Source organism: Umezawaea sp. (genome assembly GCF_057122925.1).
The window spans coordinates 12,127-29,497 of the sequence record NZ_DBNGPQ010000062.1 but is presented as its reverse complement, the minus strand read 5'-3'; the positions used below and the strand labels follow the sequence as shown (position 1 = coordinate 29,497).

Genomic DNA, 17,371 nt, shown 5'->3' with positions numbered 1-17,371 from the left:
CCTGGACAGGTCGGGATCATCTGCCAGCCATGACCGATTTCGCGCGAAAGTGAGTCGGGGCCTTCCCTGAAACGTGGCCGATTTTACTCGGGGGATTTGACCCTTAAAATTTGTGATCGGGCAGGCTTTCGGGACTGCCCTTTTTGCCCGATCAAGGGTCAAATCGAGGGGTCCCCGAGTCAAATCGGCCACAGCACGCTGGAAGTCGAAGCCGCCCAGCTCGCAGCTGGCACCCCAGGTCACGAAGGCGGACACCCTCCGCCACCCCGCTCGCGCAATTATCTCCTACAGTTTCCGTTCTTTGTCAAGGTAGGAAAGATGCCTTGACAAAGAACGGAAACTGCGAGGGCGCTTCGGATCGGGCCGGCGGAGGGGGACTGCGACGGTTGACTTGGGTGCTTCCGTTCGCACAGCCTGAGTTGGGTGCTTCCGTTCGCACGGCTTGAGTTGGGTGCTTTCGTTCGCACGGCTTGAGTTGGGTGCTTCCGTTCACCCCGCCGCCGGGTCGTGCGACGCCGTCTCACGCGCGCTACCGGGACAGCGGGCGAGTTGCGTCGGACCGCGAAGTCCCAGCGTCCAGCTTGGCCGGCCCCACCGTCCTCTAACCTCCACCCATGAAGGTCATCGTGTTCGGTGCGAGCGGCATGGTCGGCCAGGGTGTTCTGCGTGAGTGCCTCCTCGCGCCCGACGTCCACTCCGTCCTCTCCGTGGTCCGCCGCCCCACCGGCACCTCCGACCCGAAGCTCACCGAACACATCCACACCGACTTCACCGACTTCTCCGCGGTGAAGGACCAGTTCACCGGCTACGACGCCTGCTTCTTCTGCCTGGGCACCTCCTCCGTCGGCAAGGACGAGGCCGAGTACACCCGCATCACCTACGACTTCACCCTCGCCGCCGCCCGGACGTTGGCCGAGGTCAACCCGGACTCGACCTTCATCTACGTCTCGGGCATGGGAACGGACAGCACCGAGAAGGGCCGCCAGATGTGGGCCAGGGTGAAGGGGAGGACCGAGAACGAGGTGATGGCGCTGCCGCTGCGCGGGTACGCCTTCCGGCCCGGCTACATCCAGCCGCTGCACGGTGTCGCGTCGCCGCACCGCTGGGCCCGTGCCGTGTACTCCGTCTTCGGCAAGGCCTACCCGCTGCTGAACAAGCTGCTGCCCAGGGCGACGACCACCACCGAGAACATCGGCCTGGCGATGCTGGACGTCGCGCGCACCAGCCCGGCGAAGAAGATCCACTACAGCACGGACTTCAACGCCCGCTGACCGGTCGTGGCCGCGCCCAGCACGGCGACCGCCACGCCGCACCCGGCGATGATCCACCAGCCCACCGCGCTCCCGGCGAAGGCGCCGATCAGGGCGACGCCCAGCGCCGCGCCGACCTGTCGGCTGGTGGAGGCGATGGCCGCCGCCACGCCTGCCTGCTCGGTCGGCATGCCGGACACCGCCGTGTTCGTGATCGGCGCGTTCACCATCCCGAACCCGATGCCGAACGCCGCGTAGGCGACGACCAGCAACGCGAGGGACGACGTGGGCGTGGTGGTGGTCAGCAGCACGCCCGCGGTGGTCAGGCCGGTGCCCGCGATCAGCAGCGGCACCCTCGCCCCCCAGGCGCCGACGATGCGGCCCGACAACGGGGCGAACACCGCGGTCGTGGCGGCCATCGGCAGGGTGAGCAGGCCCGCGTGGAGCGCGGAGAACCCGCGCGTCTCCTGGAGGTAGATGCTGTTCAGGAAGAGGAACCCGCCCAGGGCGGCGAACGCGCAGACCGCGATGACCGTGGCCCCGGAGAACGGGATGCTGCGGAAGAAGCGCAGGTCCAGCAGCGGGTCCTCCCGCCGCGGCTCGTAGCGCAGCAGGCCCACCAGCGCGAGCGCCGCGACGACGAAGCAGCCGATGATGAGCGGCGACGTCCACCCCTCGCCCGGCCCCTCGATGATGCCGAAGACGGTGCCCGCGAGGACCAGGACGACCAGCACCTGCCCGACCGGGTCGAGCCTGCGCGGCCTGGCCGCCTTCGACTCGGGGACGAACAGCGCGGTCAGCACGACCGCCAGCACGCCGACCGGGACGTTGAGCCAGAAGATCGAGCGCCAGCCGATCGTCTCGACCAGTGCACCGCCCACGAGCGGGCCCGCCGCCATGCTGAGGCCGACCACGCCACCCCAGACGCCGATGGCCCTGGCGCGTTCGCGCTTCTCGGTGAAGGTGTTCGTGATGATCGACATGGCCACCGGGTTGAGCATCGAGCCGCCCGCGGCCTGGACCATCCGGAACACGACGAGCAGCCCGACGGACGGCGCGATGCTGCACAGCAGCGAGCCGACGCTGAAGAGGACCAGCCCGGCCTGGAACGTGCGGCGCCTGCCGAGCCGGTCGGCCGTCGAGCCGGACAGCACGAGCAGCGCCGCCAGCACCAGCGTGTACGCGTCGACCGTCCACTGGAGACCGGTCACCGACGCGCCCAGCTCGCGGCGGATCGAGGGCAGCGCGAGGTTCACGATCGTCGCGTCCAACCCGACGATGAACAGGCTCATGCAGCAGATGGCGAGCACGAGCGGTTTGCGCACCGGCACGCACCCGACTATTCCATGGCATCGGCAAGGAGTTGGGTCGACGCCAGTTCGCGGTACAGGTCGTCGTCGTCGACCAGGGAGCGGTGCGTGCCCCTCGCCCGCACCAGTCCGTGCTCCAGCACGACGATCTGGTCCACCTCCGTCACCGTGGACAGCCGGTGCGCGATCAGCACCACCGTGCACCGCCGCGCGGCACGGGTCACGGCGTCCCGCAGCGCCTGCTCGTTGCGGGCGTCCAGCTGGGCCGTGGCCTCGTCCAGGAGCAGCACCTGCGGCTTGCGCAGCAACGCCCTGGCGATGGCGAGCCGTTGGCGCTCACCCCCGGACAGGGTCACGCCGCGCGGGCCCACGGAGGTGTCCAGGCCCAGCTCCAGACCGTCCACCAGGCGGTCGAGGCAGGTCACGCGCAGCGCCTCGGTGATCTCGTCGTCGGTGGCCGCCGGGGCGGCGTAGAGGAGGTTGTCGCGGATCGTGCCCGCCATCGCGGGGGCGTCCTGCTCCACGTAGGCGATGCGGCGGCGGACCTCGGCGCGGGTCATCGAGGAGACGTCCACGCCGTCGATGAGGACCGAGCCCGCCGCCGGGTCGTAGAAGCGCTGGAGCAGCGCGAACATGGTCGTCTTGCCCGCGCCGGACAGGCCGACCAGTGCCGTCTGAGTGCCGCCGGGGACGGTGAAGGAAACGCCCTTCAGCGCCGGGGTGCGGCCGGGGTAGGTGAAGTGGACGTCGCGGAGTTCGATCGCGGGCGGGGGCAGGCCGTCGGGGAGCGCCACGAGCGCCGCCACGTCGTCCTCGACCGGCATGTCGCGGACCTCCTCGATGCGGCCCACCGCGCCCAGCCCCTGCTGCATCTTGCTGGCACCGCCCACCAGCGAGGCGATGGGCCCGGCCAGGAAGAACACGTAGAGGAGGAACGCGATCAGCGACGCCACCGAGAGGTCGCCGGACGCGACCAGCATCCCGCCGAAGCCGAGCACGGCCAGGAAGGCGCCCTGGATGGACACGCCGGAGACGACGCTGACCACGGCCGAGTAGCGCGCGCCGACGAGCCCGGCCCGGTAGGCGTGCTCCACCGCCTCCTCGGCGCGTGCGGTCTCGCGGTCCTCGGCGCCGTTGGCCTTCACGGTCCTCGCGGCGCCCAGCGTGCGGTCCAGGGTGGCGCCGATCGCGCCGACCGACTCCTGCGCCCGCGCCACGGCCTCGCGGATGCGGGGCAGCACGAGGGTCAGGACCGCGGCCACCGCGAGGAGGACCAGCAGCGTCACGCCCAGCAGGCCGAGGTGCAGGGTGCCCATCAGCACGATCGCGCCGACCAGCGTCAGCGCCCCGTTGACCACCAGGATCAGGCCCTCGGTGGCCGCGCTCTGGAGCAGGGTGCTGTCGGAGGTGACCCTGGCGATCAGGTCGCCGGGGGGCCGCCGGTCCAGCTCGGGCACGCGGAGGCGGATCAGGCGGAACACCAGGCCGCGCCGGACGTCGCGGACGACGCTCTCCGACGTGCGCTGCTGGAGCCACGCCGTCCCGCCGGTCAGCGCGGCGCCCGCGAGCAGCAGCGCGGTCAGCACCGCGATCGGGCCCGCCACGCTCCCGCCGCTGCCCAGCGCGGTCAGCACGTCCTGCGCCACCAGCGGTTGGGCGAGGCCGCACGCGCTGGCCAGCAGGGTCAGCGCCAGCGTGGACAGCAGGACCGCGCGGTGCGGCCTCGCGTACGACAGCAGCGTGCTGAAAGATCCGGACATCGGGGTCCTCACACCTTCTCGAGGTGGTCGGCGGCGCGGGTCGCGCCGCCCGCCGCGCGGAACGAGTCGCCGACCAGCGCGGCGGCCTCGCGGTGGCCGTTCGCCTCGTCGAGCACGGCCGTGACGGCGTCGGACAGGTGGGTCGCGGTGGCGCGGGAGAAGCGCACCCGCACGCCCGCGCCCGCGTCGACCACCTGGCCCGCGACGATGGGCTGGTCGTCGCGGATCGGGGCGACGACCAGGGGAACGCCGTGCCAGAGGGCCTCGCACACCGTGTTGTGGCCCGCGTGGCAGACCACGGCGTCGACGTGGGGGAGCAGGTCGAGCTGCGGGACGTGCCCGCGCACCAGGACGTCGTCGCCGACCTCGGTCAGCGAGCCGTCCGGGTCGACCAGCACGGCCCGCACGTCCAGGCGCGCCACCGCCTGCGCGGCGTGGGCGAGGAAGCGGTGGCCCGCGTCGGCGTTGGCCGTGCCCAGGGTGACCAGCACGGTGGGCTTCTCACGGGACAGCCACTCCCACGGGAAGTCCGCCGTGGACGGTCGGGGCACGATCGAGGGGCCGACCAGCCACACGTCGTCGTGCGGGAGGTCGACCTCGCCGAGCAGCTCCCGCGTGGTGAACGCGAGGATGCCGTGCGGCGACAGCCTCGGGTCCGGTCCGCCGGTCCCGCCGCGCAGGGCGTCGATCCGCTCGGCCAGCCAGGTCTTCACCTTCGGCATGCCCGACAGCGGGTCCACGAGTTCGGCGGACGTCGTGGCGGAGGTGATCCACGGCAGGCCGAGGTCCTCGGCGACCAGCCCGCCCGCGACGGCCTGCTGGTCGGCGACCACGACGTCCGGCCGGAACGCCCTGATCGCCGTGCGGACACCGGGTTGCATGGCCTCGCCCAGCGGCAGCAGGAACTCCTGCCACAGGAACCGGAACGCGGCCGGACCGGTCAGGTCCGCGCTCCGGGGCACCAGCTCCGGCGACGCGCAGCCGAACACCCGCGCGTCGGGGCCGACGAGCTTCCCGATCGCGTCGTGGTGCCCGGCCCAGGCGACCTCGTGGCCCCGCGCCACCAGTTCCGCGGCCACCCCGACGGTCGGGTTGACGTGCCCGACCAGCGGCGGCACCACGAAGAGGAACCGGCTCACCCGACGCGGCCCAACGCGTGGTCGCGCACCCAGCCCAGGATCGCGTCGCGGGTCTCGTCCGTGCGCTCGATCAGCACCGAGTGGCCCTGGTCGGGCAGCACGACCGTGCGGCACGACGCCAGGTACGACTCGAAGTACGGCACCTGCCGCGACAGCCCCGAGTCCGCGCCGAAGATCGCGAGCACCGGGCAGCGGATCGCCGACAGGTCGTCGGAGATCGTGTCGCTGACCGGGATGTCCTCCAGCATCGACGTGATCTGGAGGAGCCTGCCCGCGGCCCGCGACAGCCGGGCGGTGTGCCTGCCGTTGTTGACCGCGATCCAGTCGATCACCTCGTCCTGGGTGAGCTGCGACTTGGCCAGGTCCAGGCCCTCGGCCATCCGCACGGTCCACGCCCGCACCGGCGGCTCGGCCTCGATGGCGATCACCGTGGCGACCCGCTCCGGGTGCGCCGCGGCGAGGCCGAACGCGATGCTGCCGCCGAAGGAGTTGCCGACCAGGTGCACCGGCCGGGTGATGTCCATGGCGTCCAGCAGCGACACCAGGTCGGCGACGAACCGCTCCAGCTGGTACCCGGTCGCGGGCCTGCCGGACTTGCCGTGCCCGCGCAGGTCGTACATCACCACGTCGACGCCCGCCGCGGCGAACGCCGGACCGAGGGTGAAGTAGTAGCTCGCCAGGCTGTCGGTGAGCAGGCCGTGGATGAACACCACGACGGGTGCCTCGCCGTCGACCGGGATCGTCGGCGGCAGGCGCTGCACGTGCGTGTCGAGGTCGCCCGCGAGGATCTTCGTCATCCGCGGGCCGCTTCGCGCAGCGACACCACGACGTGGTCGACCAGCTGGCCGACGGTCATCGCGATGATCTCCTCCAGGTCGAAGCCCGCGATGAACTCGGCGAAGTTGACCTGGTTCCCGTAGCGCTCCCTGAGGTCGGCGGACAGCGACACGAGGTCGATGCTCTCCAGCTCCAGGTCCTCGTGGAACCTGGTGTCCAGGGTGATCTCGACGTCGTCGAGGCCGTACTCGTCGAGCAGGACCCGCAGCATCCCGGAGATCTCGGCCAGTACCGCGTCCTCGGTGACCGGGGCGGTGGTGTCGACGCTCATGTGCTCATCTCCTGTTCGTCTTCGGCCGTCCAGGCCACGACGTACTCCCTGCTCGGCAGACCCGGCGGGTTGCCGATCCGCGCCCACCGCACCTCCGACGGCGCGGGTCCTCCTCCGAACGCCGCGGCCAGGGCGGCCTCACCGGCCTTCGACACGGCATCCGGGTCGTCGGCGGGCTCGACGGCGATGCCGCACCGACCACGTCCCGCGATGGCGACGCCCAGTTCCCCGTGGTGGGCCACCGACACCGTCAGCGCGGGCGCCTCCCGCCCGTGCACGCCGACGACCTCGCCGTCCCGCAGCAGGAGTTCGGCCGGGAACACCTCGCCCGCGCCGTGCTCCCACATCCACCGCCGCACGGCGTCCTTGGCCGCGATCCGGCCCAGCAGCCACTGCCGCTTGGCGCGCGGCGACTGCTGGTCGTACTGCTCGCGCTCCGCGCTCCCGAGCTGGTTGCGCATGATCAGCTCGCGGGTCGCCAGGTCCGGCCAGCGCTCGTGCACGCGCGTCCAGCCGCCGTCCTCCACGGTGGACAGCGTGTGGCGGCCGGGGGCGCGGTCGTTGGCGCGGATGTTCGGGTCGCTGTCGAACCGGCGGTCGGACCACCCGTCGAACTCCGCCCACACGCGTCCGCGGTGCACGAGCTGCATGTCCGCCGTCAGGGCGCCGTCGGTGACGGACGTGATGCGCACCAGGCACTCCAGCTCCTCACCGGCGGCCGGGTGGTCGCCGTGGAAGCGGATGCGGTGGATCGCGACGGGGAACACCGTGGTGCGGTCCGGCAGCGACGCCATGATCCAGTAGCCGAGCACCTGGCCGACGTTGTCCAGCAGCGCGCCGGGCGCGGCGGGCGTGACCAGCCTGGCGCGCACGTGCCGCGGGCCGATGGCCGTCAGCTCCTCGACCCCCTGGAACCGGGGACCGTGGAACATCCAGCGCTCGTCGTACAGCTCGCGCGCGGTCAGGTCGGGCGTCCGCTCGTCGGTGAACGTCCAGGGCTCCGCCGCGGGCGCCGGGAACCCCGCCGCCAGTTCGACCACGGCGCGGGAGTAGCCGCCCAGCGCGGCCAGCACCCGGTCGTCGCCCGCGGGCACGACGCTGACCGGCACGTCGACCGCCGGGATGGCCGTGATCCACTGGCTGAGCCGCACGTCGTGCACCGCGACGGCCCGCCTGCCGGGTGCGGCCTGCTCCGCGAACGCCATCAGGTGGCCGATCACGGTCGTGGCAGGGACGACCGGCCACCGGTCGACGTGGTCGGGCCAGCCGGGGCGCTGCTGGAAGAAGCAGTGGTCCAGCAGGTACGGCATGGTGTCGACCGACACCCGCAGCACGCCGTCGAGCCGTCGGGGCGGGGGGACGGGGGTGGGCCCGCGCCGCGTGAGCAGCTCGGCCGCCACGTCGGCGGTGTCCTTGAGCAGCAACGACAACTCGGCCGCGAGCGGCGAGCCGTCGACCAGACCGTCCAGGGCGGACGCCTGGCCCGGCATCCGCAGGCGCGTGTGCTCGTCCAGGGTGATCAGCGCTCCACCGAGGTCGAGCCGGACCGGAGCCCGGCGGCGGCGGGCCGACTCGGGCAGCAGCGGTCGGACGTCCGGCTCGGCACCGTCCACCCACAGCGCGGTCACGACCCGGCGCACCTGGTCGACACCGTCGCGGTGCGGGGAGTGCGCGGACACGACGAGGGTGTCGTGGCCCTGGAGCGTGTCCGTGATCAGCGAGCCGGTCTGGCCGACGCCGAGCTGCACGAACGCGCGGAACCCGGCGGCGTGCATGGCCTCGACCATCGGCCGGAACCGCACGGGCTCCAGCAGGTGCCGCACGAACAGGTCGCGCACGTCGTCCGGGTCGGTCGGGAACTCGCTCGCGGTCGTGGCCGACCACACCGGCACCCGCGCCGGGTTGATGTCGTAGGTCTCCGCGGCCCGCTGGATCGGCCCGAGGTACGGCGTGAGCATCGGCGTGTGGAAACCGGACTGGAACGGCAGCACCTGGCTGATCACGCCGTCGGCGCGGAACGTCGACACCAGGGCCTCCACCGCCTCCGACGGCCCGCACACCATCGACTGGCTCGGCGCGTTGTCGTGGGACAGCACGACCTCGTCCTGGTTCGCCAGCGCCGCCCGCACCCGGTCGGCCGGGGCGCCGAGCACAGCGAACGCCAGTCCGGGCACGCGCAGCGCGTCCGGGTCGAACGCGCTGAGGAACGCGTCCACCTGGTGCGCGGAGTGGATCCCCCCGGCGGCCATGGCGGTCCACTCGCCGACGCTGTGCCCCGCGACGCCGTCCGGTCGCACGCCGAGCCCCCGCAGCACGGTGTCCAGGAGCCTGCCGAGCTGGAACACGCCCGTGCCGTGCCTGCCGACGTCGCCGACGAGCGCCTCGGAGCGCCAGTCGAGCCCGAACCGGCGGGCGAGCGCGTCCACGGACGGCGCGAACTCCGCCTCCAGGCCGGGGAAGACGAACGCGAGCTTGCCGCCGCCGTCGCCCAGCAGGGGCGTCGGCGCGAACCACACGTCGTTGCGACCGCGCCAGCCCGCGCCCTTGGCCACGGCCTTGCGCGCCAGGGCGAGCCGCTTCGGCGTGGGGTCGACGATCCCGAGCCGGGTCGGCCCGGTCGCGGCCTCGCGCTCGTCCAGGCTCGCGGCGAGCACGGTCGCGTCGTCGGTGTCCAGCAGCGCGGCCAGGTGGCCGGGGGACGCGGCGGACAGCCGCAGCACCCGCTCGGGCTCCCGCACCGCCGCCGGTCCCGGCCTGCTCGTCGGCGCCTGCTCCAGCACGACGTGCGCGTTGATCCCGCCGAACCCGAACGCGTTCACGCCCGCCCGCCGCACCTCGCCGGTCCACGGCCGCACCTCGGCGATCGGCCGGAACCGGGTGTCCGCCAGCGCCGGGTTCGGGTCGTCGCAGTGCAGGGTGGGCGGCAGGACGCCGTGGTGCACGGCCAGGGCGGCCTTCACCAGCGCCGCCACGCCCGCGGCCGGCATGGTGTGGCCGATCATGGACTTGACCGAGCCGATCACCGGCCGGTCGGTCGCGGAGGCGGGCCCGAACACCTCGGCCAGCGTGGCGAGTTCGGCCGCGTCACCGGCGGGGGTGGCCGTGCCGTGGGCCTCCAGCAGGCCGATCGAGCCCGGCTCGGTCGGATCGGTGCCCGCCGCCAGCCACGCCTGCCGGATCGCGCGCACCTGGCCGCCGGTGTCCGGGTTGACCAGCGACGCGGTCCGGCCGTCGCTGGCCACGCCGGTCCCGGTGATCACCGCGTACACCCGGTCGCCGTCGCGCTCGGCGTCGGCGAGGCGCTTCAGCACCACCACGCCCGTGCCCTCGCCGATCAGCACGCCGTCCGCACCCCGGTGGAACGGCCTGATGCGCTGGCTCGGCGACAGCGCGCCGAGCTGCGTGAAGACGCTCCACAGCGTGATGTCGTGGCAGTGGTGCACGCCGCCCGCGAGCACGACGTCGCAGCGCCGGTCGGCGAGTTCGCGCACGGCGTGGTCGACCGCGACCAGCGACGACGCGCAGGCCGCGTCCACGGTGTAGGCGGGGCCGCGCAGGTCCAGCCGGTTCGCGACCCGTGACGCGGCGAGGTTCGGCACCAGCCCGATGGCCGACTCGGGCGAGTCCGGCCCGAGCTGGTCGCTGAACGCCTGCCGCACCTGCTCCAGCTTCTCGTCGCCCAGCTCCGGCATGAGCTGGCCGAGCGTGCGCACGAGCTGCCGCGCGGTCCGGACCCGCTGGTCCAGCCGGGCCAGCGCGGGCGTGAGGTAGCCGCCGCGCCCGAGCACCACGCCGACCCGTTCGCGGTCGACCGGCAGCCGGGCGTCGCCGCCCGCGTCCGCGATGGCCGCCGCCGCGACGTGCAGGGCGATCAGCTGGTCGGGTTCGGTGCCCGCGACGGAGTTCGGCATGATGCCGAAGCTCACGACGTCGACCTCGGCCAGCGGGTCCACGAAACCGCCGCGGCGGCAGTAGACCCGGTCGGCCCGGCGCTCCAGGTCCGGCTCGTAGTAGTCGGCGTCCCAGCGGCCCGCGGGGACCTCGGTGATCGCGTCCACGCCACCGGTGATGTTGCGCCAGTACGTGTCCAGGTCGGGGGCACCGGGCAGCAGCACCGACATGCCGACGATGGCGACGGGGGTGCTCATCGCCGTCACCAGCCCGATGCCGTGTAGACCACCGAGTCCAGCTCCTCCGGGCCCCAGGCGAGTTCGCGCAGCAGGCTGAGCGCGCCCTCCTCCGGGTCGATCAGCTTGATGCCGCGCTTGGCGTAGGACCGCATCAGCTCCGGCGTCACCATGCCGTTGTTGACCCCGGTCGGCGCCCACGGTCCCCAGTGGACGGTCAGCGCGCGGTAGGAGCACCGGCGCGCCACCGATTCCAGGGCGTCGTTCGCGGCGGCGTAGTCGGACTGGCCGCGGTTGCCCAGCACGGCGGCGATGCTGCCGAAGAACACCGCGAACCGCGGCCCGTTCGGCAGGTCGTCCACGGCGTCGAGCACCGTCCTGGCGCCGTCGACCTTGGTGCCGAACACCCGGCCGAACGACTCCGCGGTCTTCTCCGCGATCAGCCTGTCCTCGATGACCCCGGCCGCGTACACGACGCCGTCCAGCCTGCCGTGCTCGGTGTGGATCTCCTTGACCGCGCGGTGCACGGCCTCGACGTCGCGCGTGTCCACGGAGCGGTAGCGGACCGCGCTGCCCAGCTCGGTCAGCCGCCGGACGGTGTCGCGCACCTCCCGCACGGCCTCGATCCGCCCGATCTCCCGTTCGATCTCGGCCGGGACCCGCAGTCCGCCCGCGATCAGCGCGGCGCGCAGGGCGGCGGGGTCGGCCGCCGCGGCGATGGCGGGCGGCTCGTCCTCGGCAGGCGGCGCCGTGCGGCCCACCAGCTCGATCCGGCACCGGCTCGCGCTCGCCAGCGTGGCCGCGAACCGGGCCGTGATGCCCTTCGCGCCCCCCACCAGCAGCACCACGGAGTCGCGGTCCAGCCCGATGGCCAGCGCCTCGGCGGCACCGTCGCCCGCCGGGCCCGCGCCGGAGCTGCCGAGCAGCCCCAGGTCGGTCTCGACCATCCGCAGCCCGACCCGGCCCGCGTCGGTGATCCGCACGACGGCCTCGCCGTCGGTGGCGCCGAGTTCGGCGACCAGCGCGTCCGGCAGGACCTCGCCGTCGAACTCCACCACCTTCACCGCCGTGTCCGGGTACTCCCTGGCCGCGCTGCGGGTGAACCCGCGCAGCCCGTCACCGCCGCCCACGACGACCAGGTGGCGAGGACCGCCCGCCAGCAGGTCCCGCAGCAGCGGGAACGCCTCCGGCAGTTCGGTGTCGCGGTCGAGGTGGAAGACGCCGTCGACCCGCTCGGCCGGGTCGCGGGTGACCTCGGCGCCGAGGCCCACCAGCGTCGCGGCGAGTTCCCCGCCGTCACCGACGAGCAGGAACCGCTGTCCCGCCAACGACTCCGGAGCGACCGCCGCCGGCAGAGCGAACTCCGTCATCACCAGCCGCCGCGGGGCGATCACCACCGCCTCGGCCCCGGCGGGCGCGACCGCCTTCGGCGCGGGCGCTCCGCCTCCGCCCAGCAGTGCGGTGATGGCGGCGGCGGTGCGGGCTCGGGAGAGCTGGTCGAGGTCGGCGGTGACGCCGAGTCGGATGGCGAGTTCGCCTGCGATCTCGGTGCGCTTGATGGAGTCGACGCTGAGGTCGGCCTCCAGGTCCAGGTCCGGCTCGATCATGTCGATCGGGTAGCCCGTGCGCTCCGCGATGATCGCCAGCACCGACTCCAGGACGCTCGTCGGGGCGACGGCCACCGGGGCGTGCTCGACGACGACGGGCTGGAGCACGACCGGCTGCGGCTGGGGAGCGCGCTGGACCGGAACCCGGTCGGACGCGCCGAGGTAGCCGAGGAGGACGTCCCGCTGCGCGGCGATCATCTCGCGGCTGCCGCGGAGGAACTCCGCGATCAGCGCCTCGTCGGAACCGCCGCCGCCGTGGGCCGCCATGGGGATCTCCTGAACGCGTTCGGCCGGACGCAGCGCGCCCGTCGGGATGACGCCCGCGGCCGTGCGGACGAGGTGGCCGTCGACGGTCCAGCCCGCCGGACGGGTCGTGCGGGGCGCGGAGGCGTCGACCGAGTCGCGTCCGCGGTGCAGCCACGAGGTGCGCGGGGCGACGCCCGCCACGGCGAGCCGCGCGAGCGCGCAGAGGAAACCGCGCAGGCCCTGCCCGTGCGACTCCAGACCGACGGTCCGGTGCGGCCGGTCGCCGAGGGTCGCGGACACCAGGCCGGACAGCACCGACCCCGGCCCGGCCTCCACGAACACCCGCGCCCCGTGGGCGTACATGGCCTCGACCTGGTCGGCGAACCGCACCGGCGACCCGATCTGCGCGGCCAGTTCCGCGCGCACGTCCTCGGGGTAGACCGCCGCGGTCCGGTTCGACCACACCGGCAGCTCCGGCGCGCGCACGTCGGTCAGCGCCTCGGCGAACGCCTCGCCGGCCGAGGCGACCAGCGGGCTGTGGAACGCGCACGCGACCTTGATCCGCTTGGCGCTGAACCCGTTCGCGCGCAACGACTCCACCGCCGCCTCGACGTCGGCGGTCGGACCGGAGACCACGGTCTGCGCGGGCGAGTTGTGGTTGGCCACCACGACCGACGGGGGCAGCAGCGCCTCGAAGTCCGCGGCGGGCGCGGTCACGGCCGCCATCGCGCCCGGATCGGCGCCGGTCGCGGCGAGGATCGATTCAGCTCTCGCGGCGCTCAGCGCGAGCAGGGATTCCGCGGGCAGCGCGCCCGCCGCGGCCAGCGCGACGAGCTCGCCGAAGCTGTGGCCCGCCAGCATGTCCGGCTCGACGCCCGCCATCGCCAGCAGGTCGTGCGCGGCCAGTCCGACGATCCCCAGCGCGGGCTGGGCGACCCTGGTGTCGGTCAGCCTGGCCTGCTGCGCCGCCCGCTCCTCGGCGTCGAACGCCGTCGGCGGGTGCAGGACGTCGGCCCACCGAGCGCCGACCTGGAGGTGCCGCTGCAACTCCGGGAACGCGACGAACAGCTCGGCGAACATGCCGGGCCGCTGGCTGCCCTGACCGGGGAACAGGAACGCGACCTCGCCGGACACGCCGGAGGCCTGGAAGATCCCCTCGGACGGCGCGTCCTCGCCCGCGAGCGCCCGGCGCAGCTTCCCGGCCAGGTCGTCCACATCGGACGCCACGACCGCGAACCGCACCTCGCCGCCTGCCAGGTCCGCGCGCGCGGCGGCGCTCGCCGCGTAGTCGCGCAGCCGCCACCCGCCCGCGTCGACCAGTTCCAGCAGCTCCTCGGCGGCCCGCACCGCGCCCTCGCCGCGGAACGTGAACAGCTCGGCGGGCCACTCGTCCAGCCCGTGCGCGGGCGGCGGAGCGCCGTCGTGGCCGCGCAGCACCACGTGGAAGTTCGTGCCGCCGAACCCGAACGCGCTCACCCCGGCGACCCGGTCGGCGGGCTCGGCCGCCCACGGCCTCGGCGCGGCGTGGAAGGTGAACGGGCTGGTGTCCGCGACCCACGCGGAGTTCGGCCTGCTCACGTGCAGCGTCGGTGGCTGGACGCCCGTGTGCAGCGCCAACGAGGTCTTGATCAGTCCGGCGAGCCCGGCGGCGCACTTGGTGTGGCCGATCTGCGACTTGACCGAGCCGACGGCGCAGCCGCCGACACCCGCGCCCGCCTCGACGAACACGTCGGTGAGCGTGGCCAGCTCGGTGCGGTCGCCGACGACCGTCCCGGTGCCGTGCGCCTCGACCAGCCCGACCTCGGACGGCGAGATGCCCGCGTTGCGGTAGGCCCGCTCCAGGGCGTTGCGCTGGCCCTCCGGCCGGGGAGCGGTGAGGCCGAGCGACCGGCCGTCGCTCGCGCTGCCGACGCCCTTGATCACCGCGTAGACCCGGTCGCCGTCGCGTTCGGCGTCGGCGAGGCGCTTGAGCACCACGCACGCCACGCCCTCGCCGAGCGCGATGCCGTCGGCCGAGCTGTCGAACGTGGCGCAGCGGCCGGTCGGCGACAGCGCGTGCACCGAGGAGAAGAGCAGGTAGTCGTTGATGCCGTTGTGCAGGTCAGCGCCACCGCACAGCACGACGTCGCTGGTGCCGCTCGTGAGTTCCTTGCAGGCCACGTCCACCGCCGCCAGCGACGACGCGCAGGCCGCGTCCACGGTGTAGTTGGCGCCGCCGAGGTCGAGCCGGTTGGCGATCCGGCCCGCGATCACGTTGGCGAGCACACCGGGGAACGAGTCCTCGGTCAGCGTCGGGAGCTGGTCGCGCAGACCCGCGGGCACGTCGCCGAAGTAGCTCGGCAGCACCGTGCGCAGGGTCATGGCGTTGGACAGGTCGCTGCCCGCCTCCGCGCCGAACACCACGGACGTGCGGGACCGGTCGAACGGCCGGTCGGCGTACCCGGCGTCGGCCAGCGCCCGCGACGCCGCCTCCAGCGCCAGCAGCTGCACCGGCTCGATGCTCGCCAGCGACGTCGGCGGGATGCCGTACTTCAACGGGTCGAACGGGATCTCGGGCAGGAACCCGCCCCAGCGCGACGGGGTGCGGTCGCCGTCGCCGTCGGGGGAGTAGTAGACGGCCGGGTCCCAGCGGACGGCGGGGACCTCGGTCACGGCGTCCGCGCCGGACAGCACGTTCGCCCAGAACGACGGCAGGTCGGGAGCCTGCGGGAACATGCAGGCCATGCCGACGACCGCGATGTCCAGCGGCTCGGGCACGGGCAGGTCCAGCCCCGGTGCCACCAGGCCGAGTTCGGCGGCCCGCAGCGCGGCGAACGACGCCGCCCCGCCGGTGACGCTCTCGTGCAGCGCGGCGATCGTCGTGACCTCGGACCGCAGCACGGCCACGTCACCGGCCATGAACATGCCCTCGTCGAGCTGGCGTGCCTCGTCCACTTCGGACAGCACGTCGCCGATCCGCTCGATCCCCTTGCTGGCCAGGCGGAGCCTGCCGACGTTGAGCCGCTCCAGCCGCTCCCACGCCTCGCGGTCGGGCACGGCGCGGTCGCGCAGCTCCTGCTTCACGGCGGCGTACTCGTCGGTGAACGGGCTGCTGACGCACCGGGTCGCGTGGCCGGGCGCGGTCTCCAGCAGCTCGGTCCGCTCGGCGGCCACGACCTGCCGCTGGAACAGCGGCTGGACGGCCCCGGCCCGCACGGCCTCCTCGGTGAACAGGTACGCCGTGCCCATCAGCACGCCGATCGAGCCGCCGCGGCTGGTCAGCGGTGCGGCGAGCGCGGCCACCATCGCGGCCGACCGCTCGTCGTGGATGCCGCCCGCGAACAGCACGTGGACGTCGTCGGCGGGGTGCTCGGCGAGCACGGCCAGCTGCGCCTCCCAGAGCGGGAAGCTGTTGCGCGGCCCCACGTGCCCGCCGCACTCGGCTCCCTCGAACACGAACCGCCGCGCCCCGGCCGCGAGGAACTGCCGCAGCAGACCGGGCGACGGCACGTGCAGGAACGTGGTGACGCCGACCTCGTCCAGCGCCGCCGCCTGCGCCGGACGGCCGCCCGCGATGATCGCGTGCGTCGGCCGCAGTTCGCGGATCACGTCGAGCTGGGCGTTCTTGACGTCCTCGGCGGCGAAACCGAGGACGCCGACGCCCCAGGGGGAGCCGCCGAGCTGGTCGCGCGTCCTGGTCAGCACCTCGCGGGTCTGCTCGCCGGTCGACAGCGCCAGCGCGATGAACGGCAGGCCACCGCCGTCGGCCACGGCCGAGGCGAACGCGGGCTGGTCGCTGACCCTGGTCATCGGGCCCTGCGCGATCGGCAGGGCGGTGCCCAGCGAGCGCGCGCCGGGGGAGTCGGGGCCGAGCGCGGCGGCGCCGTCGGCGAGCGCGGAGACCACGGCGTCGCGCACGCCGCGGACCGCCGCGCCGACGGTGCCCCAGCGGTCGCGGAAGACGGCGGCGAGGAAGCCGTCCTGCCCGACGGGCGGGAAGCGGCCGTCGAGCGGACCCGACAGCGCGGCGAGGTCCGGCGGGGCCTGGGCTCCGGGGCCCCTGCGGAGCAGCACGCGGTGCCCGTGCACGACGGTCGTCTCGGAACCGTCCATCGTGGCCAGCGGACCGGTCACGTCGGCGGGCAGCTCCGACTCGGCGAGCAGCGCGAGCCCGACGTCCAGCACGACGCCCGCGGCGCCACCGGCCACCGCGGCGGCGGCCGTGTTCGGCCCGATGCCGCCCGCGGCCCACACCGGCACGTCCAGGTCGGCCAGGAGCTGTTGCAGCAGGACGAAGGTCGCCAGGTCGCCGACGCGGCCACCGCTCTCGCAGCCGCGGGCGATGACGCCGTGCGCACCGGCCAGGACGGCGTCGTGGGCCTGCTCCCGCGAGGTCACCTCGACCAGCACCCGCAGGCCGGGCAGGTCGGCGGGGACCAGGTCGGCGTCGAGCGCCAGCACGGCCGTGGTCACCTGCTCGGGCAGGTCGGGGGCCCGCAGCGGGCAGCCGGCGGTGAACCGCACGCCGAACGCCCCACCGGCCCACCTGGCGGTCCTGGCGAGCGCCGACCGGGCCTTCCGGTCACCCGCGCCGAGGTCCAGCACACCGAGCGCCCCGGCGCGCGCCGCGGCGGCCGTCATCCTCGGGGAGGTCGCCGAGAACGGGTTCAGCGCGATCACCAGATCGTCCGTGCCGCTTCCGTGTATCAACCCGCGCATTCTCACTCCAGTAACACTCGAAAGAGTGACAGGGACTACTCGGAGTTAAGCGGTCCGGTTCGTTCAGGTCAATGCGTTTGCGGCCTGAAAACTTGCAATCCCGCTCACATGTTAATTCTCTTCCCG

Annotated in this window: 8 protein-coding genes; 1 reads left to right on the top strand and 7 read right to left on the bottom strand. The window is 73.7% G+C overall.

Features of this window, described 5'->3' with window-relative positions:
- The first annotated feature begins 614 nt into the window (after positions 1 to 614).
- Positions 615 to 1,271, top strand: coding sequence for an NAD(P)H-binding protein (locus tag AC156L_RS14315; RefSeq protein WP_330882549.1), 657 nt, complete (start codon positions 615 to 617; stop codon positions 1,269 to 1,271).
- On the opposite strand, the gene AC156L_RS14310 is transcribed toward AC156L_RS14315, so the two are convergent.
- The 7 genes from AC156L_RS14310 to AC156L_RS14280 are packed head-to-tail and all read right to left on the bottom strand — an operon-like array spanning position 1,244 to position 17,245.
- Positions 1,244 to 2,581, bottom strand: a complete 1,338-nt coding sequence (locus AC156L_RS14310) for a DHA2 family efflux MFS transporter permease subunit (RefSeq protein WP_484406911.1) — start codon at positions 2,579 to 2,581, stop codon at positions 1,244 to 1,246. The two genes, AC156L_RS14315 and AC156L_RS14310, sit on opposite strands and share 28 nt — an antisense overlap.
- A gap of 8 nt (positions 2,582 to 2,589) precedes the next feature.
- The gene (locus AC156L_RS14305; protein ID WP_330882545.1) at positions 2,590 to 4,320 is read right to left on the bottom strand and encodes an ABC transporter ATP-binding protein; all 1,731 of its coding nucleotides are present in this window, start codon (positions 4,318 to 4,320) and stop codon (positions 2,590 to 2,592) included.
- Between the two features lie 8 nt (positions 4,321 to 4,328).
- Positions 4,329 to 5,459, bottom strand: coding sequence for a glycosyltransferase (locus AC156L_RS14300; RefSeq protein ID WP_330882543.1), 1,131 nt, complete (start codon positions 5,457 to 5,459; stop codon positions 4,329 to 4,331).
- Positions 5,456 to 6,256 (bottom strand): alpha/beta fold hydrolase, encoded by an 801-nt coding sequence (locus AC156L_RS14295; RefSeq protein ID WP_330882541.1) that lies wholly within the window; start codon positions 6,254 to 6,256, stop codon positions 5,456 to 5,458. Before AC156L_RS14295 ends, AC156L_RS14300 begins: the two co-directional genes overlap by 4 nt.
- Positions 6,253 to 6,567: a phosphopantetheine-binding protein gene (locus AC156L_RS14290; RefSeq protein ID WP_330882539.1), complete on the bottom strand. Its 315-nt coding sequence runs from the start codon at positions 6,565 to 6,567 to the stop codon at positions 6,253 to 6,255. Before AC156L_RS14290 ends, AC156L_RS14295 begins: the two co-directional genes overlap by 4 nt.
- Complete coding sequence (locus AC156L_RS14285; RefSeq protein ID WP_330882537.1) at positions 6,564 to 10,715, bottom strand: beta-ketoacyl synthase N-terminal-like domain-containing protein; 4,152 nt, start codon at positions 10,713 to 10,715, stop codon at positions 6,564 to 6,566. Before AC156L_RS14285 ends, AC156L_RS14290 begins: the two co-directional genes overlap by 4 nt.
- A 5-nt stretch (positions 10,716 to 10,720) precedes the next feature.
- Positions 10,721 to 17,245, bottom strand: coding sequence for an SDR family NAD(P)-dependent oxidoreductase (locus tag AC156L_RS14280; RefSeq protein ID WP_330882535.1), 6,525 nt, complete (start codon positions 17,243 to 17,245; stop codon positions 10,721 to 10,723).
- Positions 17,246 to 17,371 lie beyond the last annotated feature (126 nt).